We start from the raw sequence: 19,009 nt of genomic DNA, 5'->3' as shown, positions 1-19,009 counted from the left end.
AACGATGAAATCTGCAGGACAGTTCCTGGTCGGCCTCGTGCTGGCCGCAGGGGCGGCTGCCGCGTGGGCCGCACCGGCCCTTCCGGCACCGCAGGAGTTCTATTTCGATGTCGATCCGGCCGCCGCACCGATGGTGGTGGTGGAGGCGAAGGGCGAGGACCTGGTGAACCAGCTCGCGCGCCAGCGCGAACGCGGACGCAAGGCGCTGGAGGCCACCGTGCAGCTGGCCGGGGTGGCGATCGCGCAGGGGCGGCCCGAACTTGGCCAGACCCTCTACGCCGAGGCACTGCAGGCCGCACCGGTCACCACGCCGGCGGGCCGCAGCGTGCGCTGGAACTATGCGTGGGACCTCTACCGCCAGGGACAGGTGGATGCCGCGCTGGAGCAGTGGGTGGCCAGCGCCTCGTCACTGCGCGGCGACGCGACCTGGGTGCCGCCAACCTTCGCACTGGCGCTGTGGAAACAGGGACAGCGCGAGCAGGCGGTGAAGTGGTACGCCGCCGCCGTGCGCACCGAGCCGGGCCAGTGGAGCGACAGTGCGCAGTTCGCGCGGCTGCTGCCCACCTGGCGCGAGGACGAGCGCGCGCTGCTGGCCGAGGTCCAGCAGGCCTGGGCCAGCCAGCCGCCTGCCTGGCCGTGAGGGACCGGCGGTGCCCGGCCATCGGGTACCGCGGCAGCGGACGTCGCCATGGCCGTTGATGCGTTCGCGCTGATCCTGGCGATGCTGGGGCTGGGCATGCTGTTCGCACGTCTGCGGCTGCTGCCGGCCGACAGCGCGCAGGTGCTCAACAGTGTGGTGCTGTATGTGTGCCTGCCCGCCGCCGTGCTGACCTACGTACCGCGCCTGCAGCTCGATGCCAGCCTGGCCGGATTGATGGCCACGCCGTGGCTGCTGATGCTCGCGACCTGGGCGCTGGTGGGGCTGGCGCGGCGGGTGTTCGGCTTCGCGCGCGATGTCCATGCGGTCCTGCTGATCGGGGTGGCGCTGGCGAACTCCAGCTTCATCGGTTACCCGATGGTGCGCGCCTTGCTGGGCGATGCGGCGTTGCCCTATGCGGTGGTCTACGACCAGTTCGGGACCTTCCTGCTGCTATCCACGTTTGGCCTTGTGGTGATCGCACGCTACAGCGGTGACAGCAGGCCGGGCGCGGTGCAGGTGCTGCTGCGCATCGCCTGCTTCCCGCCGCTGTGGGCGCTGTTGTTCGCGTTGCTGCTGATGCCTGCGCAGCCGCCGGCATGGATCGGCAGGGCGCTGCAGCAGCTGGCCGATGCGATGCTGCCCCTGGTGATGCTGGCGGTGGGTCTGTCGATCCAGCTGCGCCTGGCGCCCGAGGAGCGCGTTCCGCTCGGCGTGGGGCTGGTGCTGAAGCTGCTGGTGATGCCGGCACTGGCGCTGCCGCTGTCCTGGCTGCTCGGGCTGGACGGGGTGATGCTGCAGGTGAATGTGCTTGAGTCGGCGATGCCGACGATGATCACGGCAGCGGCGCTGGCGATCGCGCACCGGCTGGCGCCGAGGCTGGCTGCGGCGCTGGTGGGGTATGGGATCGTGCTGTCGCTGGCAACGCTGCCCGCGTGGGCCTGGCTGTTGGGGAGGGTGTGACGGCAGGGCCTGCGGCCCTGCACCCGCAGAGGCGACGGCAAAGCAACAGCAACAGCAACAGCAACAGCAACAGCAACAGCAACAGCAACAGCGGGTCTGTGCGCTGGCGGGGCGGGTCGGATTGCCGGGGGACGGCAAAAGCCGCGTCCTGCGTGCCTCGCGGCGCGCCCTCCATGGCGCGCCACGCCCCCGGCAATCCGACCCGCCCCACCCAGGACAGACTGCGGCGCTCCTGCTTTGCTTTTGCTTTTTCCACTCTTTTTCACGTGGTGGGCGGCACGGGCACTGTCGGAGGTCGGGCGGTGGGGTGGGGCGGGGGTTTTGAGCGCCAGGGACGGCGCGAAACAAGGCCCGCAGGAGCGGCTTTTGCCGTCCCCCGCCCGGCCCCACCGCCCGACCTGAACCCGAAAACCTACCGACACATGCCCACCACGAGGGGCCCAGCCGCTCACCGTCGCTTCAATCGTCCGCGTTCACCGTCCGCGGCGCCGCCCACGCCCGCAGCGCCTGCACCTGCTCGGCCATCAGCACCGACAACGGACGGCTGCCGCGGATCTCTCCCATCAGCACGTCTGTATCCAGCGCCCGCTGCTCGGCATGGGCGGCGTAGAGGCCAGCAACGATCGCCTGCTCGATCTCCGCACCGGAAAACCCCTCCGAGGCCGCCGCCAGCGCCGGCAGCGCGAAATCGTCCGGATTCAACTGGCGGCGCTGCAGGTGCAGCCGCAACAGTTCCACCCGCACGTCCGGTCGCGGCAGGTCCACGAAGAAGATCTCGTCGAAGCGGCCCTTGCGCAGCAGTTCCGCCGGCAGCTCCTGCACCTGGTTGGCCGTGGCCACGATGAACACCGGCGCGCGCCGTTCGGCCATCCAGGTCAGCAGCGTGCCCAGCACGCGCCGCGACACGCCGCCATCCTCGCCGCCGGTCGCCAGGCCTTTCTCCAGTTCGTCGATCCACAGCACGCACGGCGCCAGCTGCTCGGCCGATGCCAGTGCCTGGCGCAGGTTGGCCTCGGTTTCGCCGTGGTATTTGTTGTACAGCGCGCCCACGTCCAGGCGCAGCAGCGGCACGCCGAAGCCTGCGGCCGTGGCCTTGGCCAGCATCGATTTTCCGCAGCCCTGCACGCCGAGCAGCAGCATGCCGCGCGGCGGATCCAGCCCCGGTGGCGCCGTGCCACCGATGAACGCAACGCGTCGCTGGTTGATCCAGCGCTTGAGGCGGTTCGCACCGGCCACATCGCCGAAGCGCGCGGTGTCGTACTCGTAGAACAGGTGGCCGCTGCGGTTGAGCAGCTCGAACTTCAGCTTCGCCAGCTGCGGCAGGTCGTCATCGCCAAGCGCGCCATCGGCGTAGATCAGCTGGCGGGCGATGCGGCGCGCATCCACCAGGCTCAGTCCCTGCAGATTGCGCAGGATCTTCTTCACCGCTTCGCTGTCCACCTCCACCCGCCGTCCCCCATGCTCGCGCGCGTAGCCATCAGCCTCTTCGCGCAGCATCTTCAGCAGGGCGTTGGCATCGGGCAGGCGGGGATTGAAGCGGGTGGCGAGCGCTTCCAGTTCATCGGGCAGGGTGACCTTCGCACCGATCAGCACCAGCACGTGCGGCTGGCTGTGGCGGCGCTGGATCAGGTCGCGCAGGGCGCGCTGGTGGCTGGCGTAGCCGAGGTAGGGGTGGAAATCCAGCAGCAGGTAGACGCCGCGCTGGTCAGCCTGCTGGATCATCTGCAGCGCCGCGCTGGCGTCGGGCGGGCCGACCGGCTCGTCTTCGCGCTCCAGGTCGATGCGCCGCAGGCCCTCGGTGATCGACCATCGGTAGAGTGCGCGCCACACCTGCAGCAGCGTCTGCCGGAACAGCTCCACCACGCGACCCTCGTCCTGGGTCTCGATGATGATCAAAGGGGTGTTGGCGCGGATCAGTGCGCTCAGGTCCTGCAGTTCGCTCATGCCGGTTCGGTCCTTCGGGAGCGTCACGATAGCAAAGCGCGGACCGGCCGGTTCAGCCCGGCGACTATCACCGTCACCGGGTGCGGTGTACGCTCGGGCTACGTTTTTCCCCTGGAGGCAATGCCTGCATGAAGACGATCCTGGTGGCAGGTTCCAAGGGCGGGGTGGGCAAGACCACCATCGCCACCCACCTGGCGGCCCACGCGGCGCTGCAGGGGCGGCATACGGTCATCGCCGACGCCGACCCGCAGGGCTCGAGCACCCGCTGGGCGCAGCGGCGCTCGGAGCTGGAGAGCGCGGTGCTGCCGCTCGATGTGTACCGGAAGAAGCAGTGGTCCCAGAAAGTCCCTGACGGGACCGATACCGTCATCATCGACGCACCGGCCGGCGCGCTGGCCGATGACATCCCGCATTTCCTCCAGGCCGCCGATGCGGTGGTCGTGCCGGTGCTGCCGTCCGCGCTGGACATCGAAGCCATCGTGGGCTTCCTCAACAGCCTCGCCAAGGTTGCCCGCGTGCACGACCGCAGCCTGCCCGTCGGGCTGGTGCTCAACCGCACCAAGCCCTGGACGCAGACCTCCCAGCAGGCCATCCAGATGCTCTCGCAGTGGCCGTACCCGGTCGTCACCCAGCTGCGTGACAGCCAGAGCTACGTGGTCATGACAGGGCTTGGACGCAGCCTGTTCGATTATCGCTCGGCCCAGGTGCGTGAACACCAGGCCGATTGGGACGCACTGCTGGCATGGCTGGACAAGGCATGAGCCGTACGTACCTCTCCTACAAAGGAAGACTCCGATGCGTGAACTGATCCTGCTGCGCCATGCCCATGCCGAGCCCGCCAGCACCGGCCAGGCCGACCTGGACCGGCCCCTGTCCGCGGTCGGGCTGGCCGAAGCCGAAGCGGCCGGCAAGTGGCTGAAGGACCACAACCTGCAACCGGACTGCGTGCTGTGCTCCCCGGCGCGCCGCACCCGCGAGACACTGGAGGCGGTCGTCGGCGTCACCGGCTTCTTCGAGCACCGCCTGGAAGACAAGGTGTACGACGCCACGCCCGGCACCCTGATCGGCCTGGTGGACGATCGCAAAGACATCGAGCGGCTGATGATCGTCGGTCACAATCCGGGCCTGGAACGCCTTGCTGCCCTGCTCACCACCGGCGAGACCAGCGAGTACCGCGGCATGCCGCCGGCGGGCGTGGCCGTGCTGAGCTTCCCGCAGGAGGCGGTGATCGAGCCCGGTGTGGCCACTCTCAACGCGTTCTGGTGGCCCTGATCCCATGACGCCCCGAGGCGCTGCGACGCTGCTGGCGGCCCTGGCGCTGCCGACCGGCCTGCTGGCCCAGCCAGCACCCTCGGGGGCCTCGACGCAGCGCCACGCGCCGGTGACCCTGCCGGCGGTGCAGGCCACCGGACCGATGTTCCTGGATGCGCGGCGCTCACGGATCGGCTTCGACGTGCGCACCCGCATCGGGCAGCGCATCGAGGGCAACTTCCCGCATTTCGAGGGGCGCATCGAAGTGCTGTCCGACGGCCGCCACCAGGTGCACCTGAAGATGTACACCCGCTCGGTGGAGATCCCGGGCAAGGACCGTTACACCGGCTGGATGCGCGGGGAAGACTTCTTCGATGCCCAACGCCACCCGGCCGTGGAGTTCGATTCGCTGCCCTATGATCCGGAGACCGTCGCCCAGGGTGGCGACATCCAGGGACGGCTGATGCTGCGCGGGGTGAGCCATCCGGAGGTCCTGCGCGTGGAGCGGGCAGCCTGCGACAGACCCGGCTATGATTGCGATGTAGTGAGCCGTGGCACCATCCTCCGGGGGCGTTACGGCATGGACAACTGGCAGCTGGCCCTGAGCGATCGAGTGACGTTTGTTCTGCGGGCCCGCCTGAGCGAGGCGCCGAAACCGTGAATCCCCTGTTGCGCTGGCTCGTGCTGGCAACGCTGTTGCTGGCCAGTGGCTGTGCGTCGCTGTCCAGCAGCGAGCGTGACCGTGCGGCCGGCATTGCCGCGCAGGCACGCTCGACCACGGTCGAGTGCGACCAGGCTGACCGCTGTGCGCTCGATTCGCCGCTGCGTGCTCTGGCCGGCAAGGCGTTCAGCCAGTCCACCCAGGAACGGCCGAAGCACTACGCCACGCTGCTGGACGAAGGGGAGGAATCGCTGGTCGCACGGCTGAACCTGCTGCGCAGCGCCACCCGCAGCATCGATCTGCAGACCTATATCTTCGACAAGGATGACAGCGCCCGGCTGGTCCTGGAGGAGCTGCTCGCCGCGGCGCGGCGCGGGGTGAAGGTGCGCGTGCTGATCGACCAGCTTTCGGCGATCACCGACGTGCAGATTCTCGGCGCGCTGGCCGGGGCCCACCAGAACCTCGAACTGCGGGTCTACAACCCTACCTTCGGCAAGGTGCAGCTCAATTACCTGGACTATGCCGGCAGCGTGCTGTGCTGCTTCCGCCGCTTCAACCAGCGCATGCACAACAAGCTGCTGGTCATCGACGATGCGATCGGCGTGGTCGGCGGGCGCAACTACCAGGACGATTACTTCGACTGGGATGCGGAATACAACTTCCGCGACCGCGATGTCATGGTGGCCGGACCCGAGGCCCGCGGCATGGCGGCCAATTTCGATGCCTTCTGGCGCGCCCCGCGCAGCGTGCCGGTGGAGCGGCTCAATGACATCGGCAGGAGCCTGCTGGATACGGGCGTGCCGAGCATGCCGCCGATCGACTACCGGCGCCCCGAGCGCGTGGAACGGGTCAGCCGCGAGGCCGACGATCCGGAGTTCATCGCCCGCGCCTTCGTCGATACCGCGCTGCCGGTGACCTCGGTGCGCTATGTCGCCGATCTTCCACGCAAGCACCGGCGCGAGCGCGCCGGCCATCCTGAGTTCGGCCAGCACCTGACCGAGCCGCAGCTGGACCAGCTGATCGCCAACGCCGAAACGGAGGTGTTGCTGCAGACACCGTACCTGGTGCTGTCCAAGCCTGCGCGGGAGCTGTTCCGCACCCTGCGCGCGCGTGAAAACCCGCCCCGCGTGCTGGTGTCCAGCAACAGCCTGGCCGCCACCGACAACCCGATCGTCTACGCGCTCTCCTACAAGTACAAGCGGCGCAACATGCGCGAGCTGGGCTTCAACATCTTCGAGTTCAAACCGTTCCCGCTCGATGCACCGGTGGACCCGCGCAACCTCATGCCCGATCCCCTGGCGGCATCCTCCGCCGAGCACCAGGGCGGGCTGCTGGGGGGCAGCGCCGCCGGCAGCAATGCCCGTCCGCCGGGTTCCAGCGGCGAGGCGCAGAGCACGCCAGGCCAGGGCCCGCGGACCGGCCTGCCACGCAACGGCAGTGCCTATGAGAACGCGCGTGAGCGCCGCCGTGGACGTACGGGCGGCAGCGGCAGCGAGGTGGAGCGCGACCTGCTGCGTACCGAGACGCGGCCTTCGTTCCTGGGCAGCAAGGCGGTCAACCGGCCGCTGCCGGTGACGCGCTCCGGTGCACGCATGGGGCTGCATGCCAAATCGCTGGTGGTGGACCGTCGCATCGGCGTGGTCGGCACGCACAACTTCGATCCGCGCAGCGAAAACTACAACACCGAAGGCGCGGTGATCATCGAGGATGCTGTCTTCGCGCAGCGCCTGGCCGACAGCATCCTGCGCGACATGGGGCCGGAGAACTCCTGGACCGTGGCGCCACGCGCCAAGCCGCCGGTGCTTTCGGGGCTGAACTACAGCGTGGGCAAGGCGTCCGAAGCACTGCCGATCCTGGATTTCTGGCCCTGGCGGTACTCCACCAACTACGAATTCCAGCCGGGCCCGGCCTGCCCGCAGCCCGTGCCGCGCCAGCACCCGGACTTCGAGACGTGCTACACCGCCGTCGGTGATTTCCCGGAGGTCAACGTCGGGCCGAAGTGGCTGCTGGTGCGCATGCTCACCGCTTTCGGCGCCGGTCTGGTGCCGATCCTCTGACTGCCCGGAGCCTTGCCCCATGCCTTCCCTGTTCCATGCCCCTGTGTCGCTGGAGGCGCTCAACGCGCTGAGCGCGGACACCTTGATCTCGCGCCTCGGGATCGTGTTCACCGCTTTCGGCGACGACTGGCTGCAGGCCACCATGCCGGTGGACGCACGCACGCACCAGCCGTACGGCATCCTGCACGGCGGGGCCTCGGTGGTGCTCGCCGAGACCCTGGGCAGCAGCGCCGGCAACCTGTGCGTGGATCCGTCCACGAAGGTCTGCGTGGGGCTGGAGATCAACGCCAACCACGTACGTGCCAAGCGCGAGGGCGTGGTCACCGGCACCGCGCGCGCGCTGCACGTCGGACGCAGCACCCAGCTGTGGGACATCCGCATCGAGGACGAGCAATCGCGCCTGGTCTGCACCTCGCGGCTCACCTTGGCCGTGGTGGCGGCTGGCCACGGCTGATCCCGGGTCGCTGGCGGCCGCGCGGCGTCGCATGCAGCGGGTGCCGGACGCAGTGTTCCACGTGCAGGCGCCTGCGGGCGCCTTGCGGCCTCGTTGTACGCTGGCAGCCATGGCGGCGCTCGGGTATGGTGCGCGGATGAATTCCCCCACCCCGGCCTCACGTCGCGGCGTGGCGCGTGCGTGCCGATACCTGTACCGCGTTCCACTGCTGCTGGTCCACCTGTTCGTGTTCCTGCCGCTGACCCTGATCGGCATGCTGCCGCCGTGGTCGGAACTGCGCGTGGGCGGCACCTCGCTGGGCGCGTGGGTGGTCAACCGCTGGCAGGGTGGCCTGATGTGGATTTTCGGCTTCCGCCTGGCCCGTACCGGCCAGCCGCTGCCGGGCGCCGTGCTGTTCGTGGCCAACCATGTCAGCTGGGTGGACATCTCCATCCTCCACAGCCAGCGCATGATGGGCTTTGTGGCCAAGCGCGAGATCGCCGGCTGGCCCGTGGTGGGCTGGCTCGCCGCACGCGGCCAGACCATCTTCCACCAGCGCGGCAGCACTGAATCGCTGGGCGGGGTCATGCAGGCCATGGTCGTGCGGCTGCAGCAGGGCCATGCGGTGGGCGTGTTTCCCGAAGGGCGCACGCGCGGTGGCCTTGATGTAGGCCCCTTCCACGCCCGCATCTTCCAGGCCGCGGTGGAAACCGGCGTGCCGGTGCAGCCGGTGGCGCTGCGCTACGGCACACAGGGTGATGCGCAGACCCTGGTGGCCTTCGGCCCGAAGGAGAGCTTCGGTGCCAACCTCATCCGGCTGCTCGGCGAGCCGGTACGCCGTGCCGAAGTGCACTTCCTGGAGCCGATCGGCAGCCATGACCTGGAGGGTCGCCGGCGCATCGCCGAGACCTCGCGTGCGCGCATCGTCGCGGCCATGACAGGACCCTGAGCGGGGGTGTCACTGATCGCGCCCGCATTGCAGCCCGGTACCGGCAGCCCGCCCGGGATGCCCCACGCCGACGACTACCAGCCGCCGCGCTGGCTGCGCAACGCGCACCTGCAGTCCATGCTCAGCTCCAGCCGGCTGCGGCTGCGCCGCGGCCGCCAGTTGCTGGCCGCCACCGGCGCGCGTACCCGCGAGGTGCTGCTGGACGGCGGCAACGGGGTGCGCCTGCAGGGCTGGCACAGCACCATCGACGCACGCCCGGCGTGTGGCCTGGCGCTGCTGCTGCACGGCTGGGAGGGCAGTGCCGAATCCAGCTACATGCGCATGACGGCTGCGCGCCTGCTGCAGGAAGGCTTCGACGTGGTGCGGCTGAACTTCCGCGACCACGGAAATACGCACCACCTCAATCCGGGCATCTTCCACTCCAACCGGATCGAGGAAGTGGTGGCCGCCGCCGCCGACGTGGCGCGGCGCTGGCCCTCGTTGCCGCTGGTGGCGGCAGGCTACTCGCTGGGCGGCAACTTCGCGCTGCGGTTGGCCCTGCATGCACCGGCGGCGGGCGTGCCGCTGCAGCGGGTGGCCTCGGTATGCCCCGTGCTCGACCCATCGTTGACGATGGAGAGCATCGAGAACGGCCCGCCGATGTACGACTGGTACTTCCGCCGCAAGTGGGCGGTGTCGCTGCGCCGCAAGCGCGCGCTGTTCCCGGACCTGAGCGATGTCGATGACAGCGTGCTGGCCCTGGACATCCGCGCGCTCACTGCCTGGCTGGTGGAGCACCACACCGATTTCGGCACGCTGCAGGCTTATTTCGATGGCTACGCCATCGGCGGCGAGCGCCTGGCCACGCTCGAAGTGCCCGCCGACATCCTGATGGCGCAGGACGATCCGGTGATTCCCTTCACCACCTTCGCAAGCTGGCAGCTGCCTGCGCATTCCAGCCTGCAGAGCGCGCGCTGGGGAGGGCACTGCGGCTTCATCGAGAACTGGCGCGGTGACGGTTTCTCCGAGCGCTGGGTGGCCCGCCACCTGCTGCAGGCGGTCCGCGGAACCTGAGCGGGCGCCCGCGGTCAGGGTCGTTACAATGCGGGTTTGCCCGTGAGCCGGACCGCAATGCACGAACAGATCCTCCAGGCCCTGCGCGGCCGTGACACCGACCAGGCCGTAGCGCTCGCCACGCAGTGGGTCGCCGAAGCGCCCGAGCAGGCACAGGCCCATCGCTGGCTCGCCCTGGCGCTGCAGCAGCAGGGCAACCTGCAGGGCGCAACGGACAGCCTGCAGCGGGCGCTCGCGCTGGCCCCGGACGATGCCGACCTGCACCAGCAGCAGGCCGGGCTGCTGCTCGCGCTGCGCCAGCTCGATGCCGCCAACGCGGCGCTGGAGCGCAGCACCGGGCTCAACCCGAATGCGCTGGAGGCCTACCTGATGCAGGCGCACCTGGCATTGGCGCGCAACGAGCTGGACGAAGCCGAACGGCTGGCGCGGCTGGCCGCGCGGGTCCAGGAAGGGCACCCGGAAGTGGCGGCAGTGACCGGCATGGTGGCCCTGCACCGCGGTGCGGTGGATGACGCACTGGCCCAGCTGTCCACCGCCATGCGCGCACTGCCGGACGACCCGCGCGTGCTGTATGCGCTCGGTTTTGCCTACCTGCGCAAGGACATGCTGGCCTTCGCCGAACAGTCCTTCCGGCGGGTGCTGGAACTCAACCCCGGCATGACCTCGCTGCACGGGTTGATCGTTCAGTTGGCGCTGCGGCAGGGCAACGTGGAAGCGGCGGCGTCGATGCTGGAGCAGTCGCTGGCACGCCCGGAGCTGGATTCGCTCGGCCTGCGCCGGCTTGCGGCGCAGCTCGCGCTGCAGTCCGGGCAGCCATTGCAGGCGGTGGAGCACCTGCGGCCCTTGCTGGCCGAGCATGCCGCCGACCGCCCGCTGCTGCAGCTGTTGCTGATGGCCTGGCAGCGCCTGGGCCGCGACGAGGAAGCGCGCAGCGAACTCGATGCCGCCCTGGCGGCCGGCCACGACCAGCTGCACGACCTGTGGATGGCGCGCCTGGCGGTGGAAGGCGTGGCCAGCGAGGGTGCGGTCGCGGTGGTCGAGCGCTGGCGCGCGGCCATGCCGGACCACATCCCGGCCATGGAGACGCGCCTGACCCTGCATGACATGCGGGGCGAGGCCGACGGCGCCGAGGCCATGGCCTTGCGCATCGTCGAAGCGGAGCCGGGCCGCATCAGCGGTGAACGGCGGCTGGTGCAGGCGTTGCTCGCACGCGATCCCGCCGCCGCGATCGCGCGCGTGCAGGCCCTGGTCGAAGGCGCCGGGGAAGAGGTGCGGACCGACCTGCGCACCTGGCTGGGCGAAGTGCAGGACAGCGCCGGGCAGCCGCGCGATGCGCTGCGTACCTGGCTTGACCTGCATGCCGACCACGCCGCAGCCCGTCTGCCCCTGCCGCCCCAGGCCAAGGCCCCGCCGAACTGGCCGCCGCTGGGCGAAGCCATCGAAGGGCAGGACACGGCGGCCACGCCCATCTTCCTGTGGGGCGCGCCCGGATCGGGCGTCGAACGCGTGGCGGTCACGCTGGCCGGGGCGAGCCCGGTGTTCCGCAGCGACCGCTACGGCCCCACGCCGCCGAGCGATCCACTGCAGAGTTACAACACGCTGCAGGAACTGGCGTCCGGCGTGCTGACACCCGAGTCGCTCGTGCAGCGCTGGCGCGACACGCTGCCGCAGCGTGGGCTGGACGGCGGGGCGGTGATCGACTGGCTGCTGTGGTGGGACAACGCGCTGCTGTGGGCGCTGCGCCCGCAGCTGCCGCACGGGCGCCTGCTGGCCGTCATCCGCGATCCGCGCGACATGCTGCTGGACTGGGTGGCCTACGGTGCGGCGATGCCGCTGGCGCTGACTTCGCTCAACGAGGCGGCGCAGTGGCTGGCCCGCACGCTCGCGCAGCTTGCCACCCTGCACGAGGAAAGCCTGTATCCGCACATGATCGTGCGCATGGATACCGTGGGCCACGACCCGCAGGCGGTCGCCGATGTGCTGCAGGAGGCCTTCAACGTACGCATGCCACCGGCGCAGGCCGTGGGCACGCCGCGCTTCCCGCCGGGCCACTGGCTGCACTACCGCGAAGCGATGGGCGCGGCCTTCGACCTGCTGACCCCCGTGGCCGTGCGCCTTGGTTATCCCGAACAGTGAGGCGTCTTCCATGCAGTTGACCAGCCACAACGTGCACGACGGTGCACCGATCCCCCGCGGACAGGCCGCTGGCGATGCCAGCGGCTTCGCACCCGACCGCAACCCGCACCTGGCGTGGCGCGATGTCCCGCCGGGCACGCAGTCCTACGTGGTGCTGTGCGTGGACCCGGACGTGCCGACCGTGCCGGAGACCGTGGGCCGCCACGACATGCGCATTCCACGTGACCAGCCACGCTGCGATTTCGTCCACTGGGTGATGGTGGACGTGCCGGCGCACGTGCAGGAGATCGCCGAAGGCAGCTGCAGCGATGGCTTCGTCGCCAAGGGCAAGGCCGCCCCGTCCGGCCCGGCGGGCAGCCGCCAGGGCCTGAATGATTTCACCGGCTGGTTCGCAGGCAACGCGGACATGGCCGGCGACTACCTGGGCTATGACGGCCCGTATCCACCGTTCAACGACGAGCGCGTGCACCGCTACTTCTTCCGCGTGTTCGCCCTGGACGTGGCCACGCTCGCGCTGCCCACGCCGTTCACCGCCGGTGATGTGCACCGCGCGATGCACGGCCACGTGCTGGCCGAAGCCACGCTGCATGGCACCTACACGTTGAATCCTGATCTGGCCTGAAAGGTGCCGGGCCTGGCCCGGCACCTTCGCTCATTGCCGGGTATCGGACTCCACGACCATGTCCAGCACGTACGCCTGGGAGGAACCGTCGGCCGGCGGGTTCTCCACCTTGAAGCGCTTCACGCGCAGCACGTTGCGCACGCCGGCTTCATGGGTATAGCCCTCGATGGCGCTGTAGAAGTTCTCGAACTCACCCGGCTCACCCTGCTTCAGGCCCTGGTCGTCGAAGTGGACCTCGCGGACCTGCAGGCACTGGTTGTCCTTGATCAGCGGATGCGGGCACGGACGGGTCTGCGGGCCCACCTCCAGGAACACGGTCTCGCCCGGCCCGCCGTAGCGCGTCTGCGCGCTCGCTTCGGGCTGGAACACCAGCACGTCGCCCTGTGCCGTGCGCAGGGTCAGTTCGCCGTTGTCGGCGACATCGGCCTTGACCTCGCCCTGCAGGCGGCTGCTGACCGCTTCATCGCGGGCCATCAGCGGTGCGGCGCAGGCCTTGCGCGTGGCCGCCAGCGGCTCGAAGGTCAACGTGCCTTCGTTGAGGCTGTAGCCACCGCTCATGCCGTTGCAGGTGTTGGACACCGCCACACGCCCCTCGTTGAAGTCCAGCGTGACCGGGGCGGCGTCCTGCGCGAACAGGGCATCGATGCGCTTGCCGTCGGCGGTCGTGGCGTCCTTCAACCGCCAATGCTGGCCATGCAGGCGCTGGGCCTGCAGGTGCGCGGCGGTCTTCACCGCAGCGGCTGCCGCAGCGCTCGGTGCCAGGTCGTCCGCGTTGCCGGCCGGTGCGGGATTTTCACTGCTGCAGGCAGCCAGCAGCAGCAGCGGGAGGGACAGGATCAGCGTGCGCTTCATGGAGTTCTCCTTGGAATGACCGGAACACGAACGGGCTCGTGCAACCGATGGGGTCGCGCCACGGCGGGCGCGTTCAGTTGCCAGCCGGCAACCACAGCAACAGCGCCGCGCCCAGTGCGATGCGATAGAACGCAAACGCGGTGAACCGGTGCGACTTGATGTACCCGAGCAGCCACTTCACCACGACAAAGCCGGTGATGACCGCTGCAACGAAGGCCACGCCGACATCGGTCCAGTTCTCCGTGGCCAGCTTTCCCTCCTTGGCCAGCTCCAGGAACGCGTAGGCGCTGGCGGCGAACATGGTGGGGATGCCGACCAGGAACACGAACTCGGTGGCGGCCGCGCGCCGGCTGAGGCCGAGCAGCATCGCCAGGAAGATCGCCGATGCCGAGCGCGACGTGCCCGGAAACACACCGGCCACGACCTGCGCGATGCCCACGCCGATGGCCACGGTCCAGGTGATCTGGCCGCGGTCGGGCAGGCGCGCGGTATAGGCCTCCACCAGCAGCATCCAGATACCGCCGATGATCAGCGCCCACGCCACCGGCGTGACCGTCTCCGGCAGCTCCCAACCGGCCAGCCGCACCGGCAGGCCCACGATCGCGGTGACCAGGAAGGCCGCGCCCAGCTTCAGCACGTAATCGCGGTTCTCGCGCTGGTGCAGGCCGGTGGCCAGCGCCCACAGCCGCTGCCGGAACACCAGCGTGATGGCGAGGATCGCGCCGGCCTGGATGATGATGTTGAAAAAGTCCGAGCGCGCGCCCAGCCAGTGCTGTGCGATCAGCAGATGCCCCGTGCTGGAGATGGGCAGGAATTCGGTGATGCCTTCAAGAATGCCCAGCAGCAGGGCGGAGAGCAGGTCGGACATGGGGCAGGCGGGGCTTCGGGCGGCGGAAGGAAGGGCAAGAGCATAGACCATCGGCCATCGCACCAAAGCGGTGCATGGTGCGCTGCATGCACCAGAGCAGTGCACAGCCGCGCGCACGGATGCGGTGCAGGGTCATGCGGATCAAGGACTTGTGAAGCTGGAAAAGTTGGCACGGAGATTGCTCAGTACCCAACAGGCATTCATCCATCCGAGGTTGCACCCGATGTCCCTGGAAAACGTTGAGAAGCTGGTCAAGGACAACCAGATCGAGTTCATCGATCTGCGTTTCGTCGACATGCGCGGCATCGAACAGCACGTGACCTTCCCGGTCAGCATCATCGAGCCGTCGCTGTTTGAAGAAGGCAAGATGTTCGACGGCAGCTCCATCGCAGGCTGGAAGGGCATCAACGAGTCGGACATGGTGCTGCTGCCGGACCCGTCCAGTGCATACGTGGATCCGTTCTATGCCGATCCGACCCTGGTCATCACCTGCGACATCCTCGATCCGGCCACCATGCAGCCCTACGGCCGCTGCCCGCGCGGCATCGCCAAGCGCGCCGAGGCCTACCTGAAGTCGTCGGGCATCGCCGAAACCGCGTTCTTCGGCCCGGAGCCGGAGTTCTTCATCTTCGATTCGGTGCGCTTCGCCAACGACATGGGCAACACGTTCTTCAAGATCGATTCCGAGGAAGCGGCGTGGAACAGCGGCGCCAAGTATGACGGCGCCAACAGCGGCTACCGCCCGGGCGTCAAGGGCGGCTACTTCCCCGTGCCGCCGACCGACACCCTGCACGACCTGCGTGCGGAGATGTGCAAGACGCTGGCGCAGGTCGGCATCGAAGTGGAAGTGCAGCATCACGAAGTGGCCACGGCCGGCCAGTGCGAGATCGGCACCAAGTTCAGCACGCTGGTGCAGAAGGCCGACGAACTGCTGCGCATGAAGCACGTGATCAAGAACGTGGCACATCGCAATGGCAAGACCGCGACCTTCATGCCCAAGCCGCTGGTGGGCGACAACGGCAGCGGCATGCATGTGCACCAGTCGCTGTCCAAGGGCGGCACCAACCTGTTCTCCGGTGATGGCTACGGCGGCCTGAGCCAGCTGGCGCTGTGGTACATCGGCGGCATCTTCAAGCACGCGCGTGCCATCAATGCCTTCGCCAACGCGGGCACCAACAGCTACAAGCGCCTGGTGCCGGGCTTCGAGGCGCCGGTCATGCTGGCCTACTCGGCCCGCAACCGGTCGGCCTCGTGCCGCATTCCGTTCGTCACCAACCCCAAGGCGCGCCGCATCGAAATGCGCTTCCCGGACCCGATCCAGTCCGGCTACCTGACCTTCACCGTGCTGATGATGGCCGGCCTGGACGGCATCAAGAACCAGATCGACCCGGGCGCGCCGAGCGACAAGGACCTGTACGACCTGCCGCCGGAAGAAGAGAAGCTGATCCCGCAGGTCTGCTCCTCGCTCGACCAGGCCCTGGAAGCGCTCGACAAGGACCGCGAGTTCCTCAAGGCCGGCGGCGTGATGGACGATGACTTCATCGACGGCTACATCGCGTTGAAGATGCAGGAAGTCACCAAGTTCCGCGCGGCCACCCATCCGCTGGAATATCAGCTGTACTACGCCAGCTGAGCCTGTGCGGCGGTGGTGGGGGGCTTCCCTCCCTCCTCCTGCCATCGCCGCATCTTTTTCCGGCTGGGGAGCCGGAAGCCGCCGGCCGCAGGGGCTGCCCGGCGTGTTCCACCCAGGGGCAAGAGAGAGACCGGATACGCGACAGGGGCCGCCCTCCCTCCCGCGTCGGCCGTGCAAGGAGAGAGGCACGGCCGTCCTGGCCCCGTCCGTACCCGGTGCAACAGCCAGGGCCATCACGGCGATGGCCCCAGGTTGCCTGACGCCACGCCGCCTGTGCGCCGTGGCCCCATCCACCATCGGGATATGCGCATGAAACTGATCTCCGCCATCATCCGGCCGTTCAAGCTCGACGAGGTCCGCGAGGCCCTCTCCGATGCAGGCGTGTCGGGCATCACCGTGACTGAAGTGAAGGGCTTCGGCCGCCAGAAGGGCCATACCGAGCTGTACCGCGGCGCCGAGTACGTCGTCGATTTCCTGCCCAAGATCAAGATCGAAACCGTGGTGACCGACGAGCGCACCGAAGCGGTGATCGAGGCGATCCAGAGCGCGGCGGGCACGGGCAAGATCGGCGACGGCAAGATCTTCGTGACCCCTGTCGAACAGGTCATCCGCATCCGCACCGGCGAAATCGGCGCAGACGCTCTGTAACCTACCCGGAGATCTCCCAGATGAAGATTCGACTGTTCGCCGGGTGGCAAGCCCGGTTCCATACCGTGTGCCTGATGATGCTGCTCAGCGCGCTCGCCGTGGGTGCATTGCCCGGGCAGGCCCATGCCCAGGCGCAGGTGAGCCCGTTGCCGACCGAAGAGGTGGCCGTGGAGCCGCTGGCCGTTGAACCTGCGGCCGCACCCGCTGCCGAAGCAGCGGCCGCCGCCGCGCCGGCCTACGACAAGGGCGACGTGGCCTGGATGATGACCTCCACGCTGCTGGTGCTGCTAATGGTGGTGCCCGGCCTGGCCCTGTTCTACGGCGGCCTGGTGCGCTCCAAGAACGTGCTGTCGGTGCTCAGCCAGATCCTGGTGGTGTTCTCGCTGGTGCTGATGCTCTGGGTAGCCTACGGCTACAGTGCGGTGTTCAGCGCGGGCAACCCGTTCTTCGGCTCTTTCACCGAACTGGCCTTCCTCAAGGGCTTCACTCCGGAGTCGGTGGGCAACACGCCCATTGCCGGGCTGCCGGACTATCTGTTCGTCGCCTTCCAGTCCACCTTCGCCGGCATCACCACGGCGCTGATCGTCGGCGCGTTTGCCGAGCGCATCAAGTTCAAGGCGGTGCTGCTGTTCTCCGCGCTGTGGTTCACGCTGAGCTACATCCCGATGGCGCACATCGTGTGGGGCGGCGGCTATCTCGGCGAAATGGGCGCGATCGATTTCGCCGGCGGTACCGTGGTGCACATCAATGCCGGTGTCGCCGGCCTGGTAGGCGCGTACTTCGTGGGCAAGCGCATCGGCTACGGGCAGACCGCGCTGAAGCCGCACAACGTGGTGTTCACCTATATCGGCGCGATGCTGTTGTGGGTGGGCTGGTTCGGCTTCAACGCCGGCTCGGCCGCAGCGGCCGACACCGTGGCCTCCCTGGCGTTCCTCAACACGCTGCTGGCCACCGCAGCGGCCGTGCTGGGCTGGACCCTGGTCGAAGCGATCACCAAGGGCAAGCCCTCCGCGCTGGGTGCGGCCTCCGGCGCGGTCGCCGGCCTGGTCGGCATCACGCCGGCGTGCGGTACTGTCGGTCCGATGGGCGCGCTGGTGATCGGCGTGGTGTCCGGCGCGTTGTGCGTGTGGGGCGTCACTGGCCTCAAGCGTATGCTCAAGGTGGACGACACCGCCGATGTGTTCGGCGTGCACGGCATCGGCGGCATCGTCGGCGCCCTGCTCACCGGTGTGTTCAGCGCGCAGTCGCTGGGCGGCACCAAGGCCGACCTCGATATCGGCCACCAGGTCTGGGTGCAGTTCGTCAGCGTGGCGTTCACCATCGTCTGGTGCGCCGTGGTGACCGCCCTGATCCTGCTGGTGGTGAAGGCCGTGGTCGGCCTGCGGGTGACCGAGGAGGCCGAACGTACCGGCCTGGACGTCACCTCGCATGGTGAGTCCGCCTACGAGGCCTGAGCACGCGATCCGGGCAGGTGCCGGCCGCGTGCCGGCACCTGCCATTACACTGCCGGCATGACCTTGCGCCGCCGCCTGATCCTCCTGCTTGCCACCGCGCTGCTTGCCGCCTGCGCGGGGGCGCCCGTGGACGACCACAACCCCCTCGCCACCTGGGTACCATCGCCGAACCACAACGCGCGCCAGCCGGTGATCATCGTCCTGCACCACACCGACCAGCACTCTGTGCAGCAGAGCCTGGATACGCTGCGCAGCGCGAACAGCGGTGGCAAGGTCAGCGCGCATTACCTGATCGGCGCGGACGGCACGCGGTATCAACTGGTCGCAGACGGGCGCCGTGCGTGGCATGCAGGTCCCGGACGCTGGGGCACCATTACCGATCTGAACTCCGCTTCGATCGGCATTGAACTGGACAACGACGGGGATTCGCCGTTCAGCCCGGCCCAGATCGCCTCGCTGATCGTGCTGCTGCAGGACCTCACCACCCGCCTGCGCATCCCACCCTCGCAGCTCATCGCACACGCCGATCTTGCGCCCACGCGCAAGCAGGACCCCAGTCGGTTTTTCCCTTGGCAGCAGCTGGCCGCGGCCGGTTTCGGGCTGTGGCCGCGGCCGCTGGACGGGGCACCGCCGGAGGGCTTCGACGCCTGGCAGGCACTGGCCCGCTTCGGCTATCCGCTGGATGACCGCGCGGCGGCCGCCGGTGCCTTCCATCGCCGCTTCCGTGGCCGCGATGATCTGCCCGCCGAACTGGACCCGGAGGATGCGCGCATCCTCCATTCCCTGCTGCTGCAGGCCTCGCAGCCGTAGAACCGGTGGCCGGCCCCGTTCGTACCGTCACCGGCTCT

General features: G+C 68.8%; 18 protein-coding genes. 15 read left to right on the top strand and 3 right to left on the bottom strand.

The window, feature by feature from the left end; all coding sequences use genetic code 11:
- Positions 1-4: 4 nt before the first annotated feature.
- Together FHY09_RS13115 and FHY09_RS13110 are read left to right on the top strand one after the other, a co-directional pair.
- On the top strand, positions 5-640 hold the full coding sequence (locus tag FHY09_RS13115) for a tetratricopeptide repeat protein (RefSeq protein ID WP_166927332.1): 636 nt from the start codon (positions 5-7) through the stop codon (positions 638-640).
- Positions 641-688: 48 nt separating this feature from the next.
- The gene (locus FHY09_RS13110) at positions 689-1,600 is read left to right on the top strand and encodes an AEC family transporter (RefSeq protein ID WP_166927331.1); all 912 of its coding nucleotides are present in this window, start codon (positions 689-691) and stop codon (positions 1,598-1,600) included.
- Between the two features lie 459 nt (positions 1,601-2,059).
- Here the strand turns inward: FHY09_RS13110 and FHY09_RS13105 are convergent, their stop codons facing one another.
- Positions 2,060-3,544, bottom strand: a complete 1,485-nt coding sequence (locus FHY09_RS13105; protein ID WP_166927330.1) for an AAA family ATPase — start codon at positions 3,542-3,544, stop codon at positions 2,060-2,062.
- A gap of 128 nt (positions 3,545-3,672) precedes the next feature.
- Here FHY09_RS13105 and FHY09_RS13100 point away from each other — a divergent pair, with 128 nt between their 5' ends.
- The 9 genes from FHY09_RS13100 (at position 3,673) to FHY09_RS13060 (ending at position 12,706) form a co-directional block, all read left to right on the top strand.
- Entirely contained in the window at positions 3,673-4,305 is a 633-nt protein-coding gene (locus FHY09_RS13100) for a ParA family protein (protein WP_166927329.1), read from the top strand.
- Positions 4,306-4,339: 34 nt separating this feature from the next.
- The gene (locus tag FHY09_RS13095) at positions 4,340-4,816 is read left to right on the top strand and encodes a SixA phosphatase family protein (RefSeq protein ID WP_166927328.1); all 477 of its coding nucleotides are present in this window, start codon (positions 4,340-4,342) and stop codon (positions 4,814-4,816) included.
- A gap of 142 nt (positions 4,817-4,958) precedes the next feature.
- A complete protein-coding gene (locus tag FHY09_RS13090) occupies positions 4,959-5,456 on the top strand; it encodes a YceI family protein (RefSeq protein ID WP_166927451.1) in 498 nt (165 codons plus the stop codon).
- On the top strand, positions 5,453-7,513 hold the full coding sequence (locus tag FHY09_RS13085) for a phospholipase D family protein (RefSeq protein WP_166927327.1): 2,061 nt from the start codon (positions 5,453-5,455) through the stop codon (positions 7,511-7,513). The genes FHY09_RS13090 and FHY09_RS13085 overlap by 4 nt, the downstream gene beginning before the upstream one ends.
- Before the next feature lie 19 nt (positions 7,514-7,532).
- Positions 7,533-7,967, top strand: coding sequence for a hotdog fold thioesterase (locus FHY09_RS13080; RefSeq protein WP_166927326.1), 435 nt, complete (start codon positions 7,533-7,535; stop codon positions 7,965-7,967).
- 136 nt (positions 7,968-8,103) lie between these two features.
- Entirely contained in the window at positions 8,104-8,895 is a 792-nt protein-coding gene (locus FHY09_RS13075) for a lysophospholipid acyltransferase family protein (RefSeq protein WP_166927325.1), read from the top strand.
- A gap of 57 nt (positions 8,896-8,952) precedes the next feature.
- On the top strand, positions 8,953-9,948 hold the full coding sequence (locus FHY09_RS13070; RefSeq protein WP_166927450.1) for an alpha/beta fold hydrolase: 996 nt from the start codon (positions 8,953-8,955) through the stop codon (positions 9,946-9,948).
- A 57-nt stretch (positions 9,949-10,005) separates the two neighbouring features.
- Entirely contained in the window at positions 10,006-12,084 is a 2,079-nt protein-coding gene (locus FHY09_RS13065) for a tetratricopeptide repeat protein (RefSeq protein ID WP_166927324.1), read from the top strand.
- 10 nt (positions 12,085-12,094) lie between these two features.
- Positions 12,095-12,706, top strand: coding sequence for a YbhB/YbcL family Raf kinase inhibitor-like protein (locus FHY09_RS13060; RefSeq protein WP_166927323.1), 612 nt, complete (start codon positions 12,095-12,097; stop codon positions 12,704-12,706).
- A gap of 30 nt (positions 12,707-12,736) precedes the next feature.
- Here FHY09_RS13060 and FHY09_RS13055 read toward each other — a convergent pair whose 3' ends face one another.
- Positions 12,737-13,558: an META and DUF4377 domain-containing protein gene (locus FHY09_RS13055; protein WP_166927322.1), complete on the bottom strand. Its 822-nt coding sequence runs from the start codon at positions 13,556-13,558 to the stop codon at positions 12,737-12,739.
- A 73-nt stretch (positions 13,559-13,631) separates the two neighbouring features.
- A complete protein-coding gene (locus tag FHY09_RS13050; protein ID WP_166927321.1) occupies positions 13,632-14,426 on the bottom strand; it encodes an undecaprenyl-diphosphate phosphatase in 795 nt (264 codons plus the stop codon).
- 223 nt (positions 14,427-14,649) lie between these two features.
- Between FHY09_RS13050 and glnA the strand changes: the two genes are divergently transcribed.
- The 4 genes from glnA (at position 14,650) to FHY09_RS13030 (ending at position 18,971) form a co-directional block, all read left to right on the top strand.
- A complete protein-coding gene (gene glnA, locus FHY09_RS13045; RefSeq protein WP_166927320.1) occupies positions 14,650-16,059 on the top strand; it encodes a type I glutamate--ammonia ligase in 1,410 nt (469 codons plus the stop codon).
- Between the two features lie 309 nt (positions 16,060-16,368).
- A complete protein-coding gene (locus tag FHY09_RS13040; RefSeq protein ID WP_166927319.1) occupies positions 16,369-16,707 on the top strand; it encodes a P-II family nitrogen regulator in 339 nt (112 codons plus the stop codon).
- A gap of 20 nt (positions 16,708-16,727) precedes the next feature.
- Entirely contained in the window at positions 16,728-18,161 is a 1,434-nt protein-coding gene (locus FHY09_RS13035) for an ammonium transporter (RefSeq protein WP_166927318.1), read from the top strand.
- A 57-nt stretch (positions 18,162-18,218) separates the two neighbouring features.
- Positions 18,219-18,971, top strand: a complete 753-nt coding sequence (locus tag FHY09_RS13030) for an N-acetylmuramoyl-L-alanine amidase (RefSeq protein ID WP_166927317.1) — start codon at positions 18,219-18,221, stop codon at positions 18,969-18,971.
- Positions 18,972-19,009 lie beyond the last annotated feature (38 nt).

The organism is Xanthomonas sp. 60 (assembly GCF_011761925.1).
The sequence above is the reverse complement of the archived record's forward strand: the minus strand, read 5'-3'. Positions and strand labels throughout refer to the sequence as shown.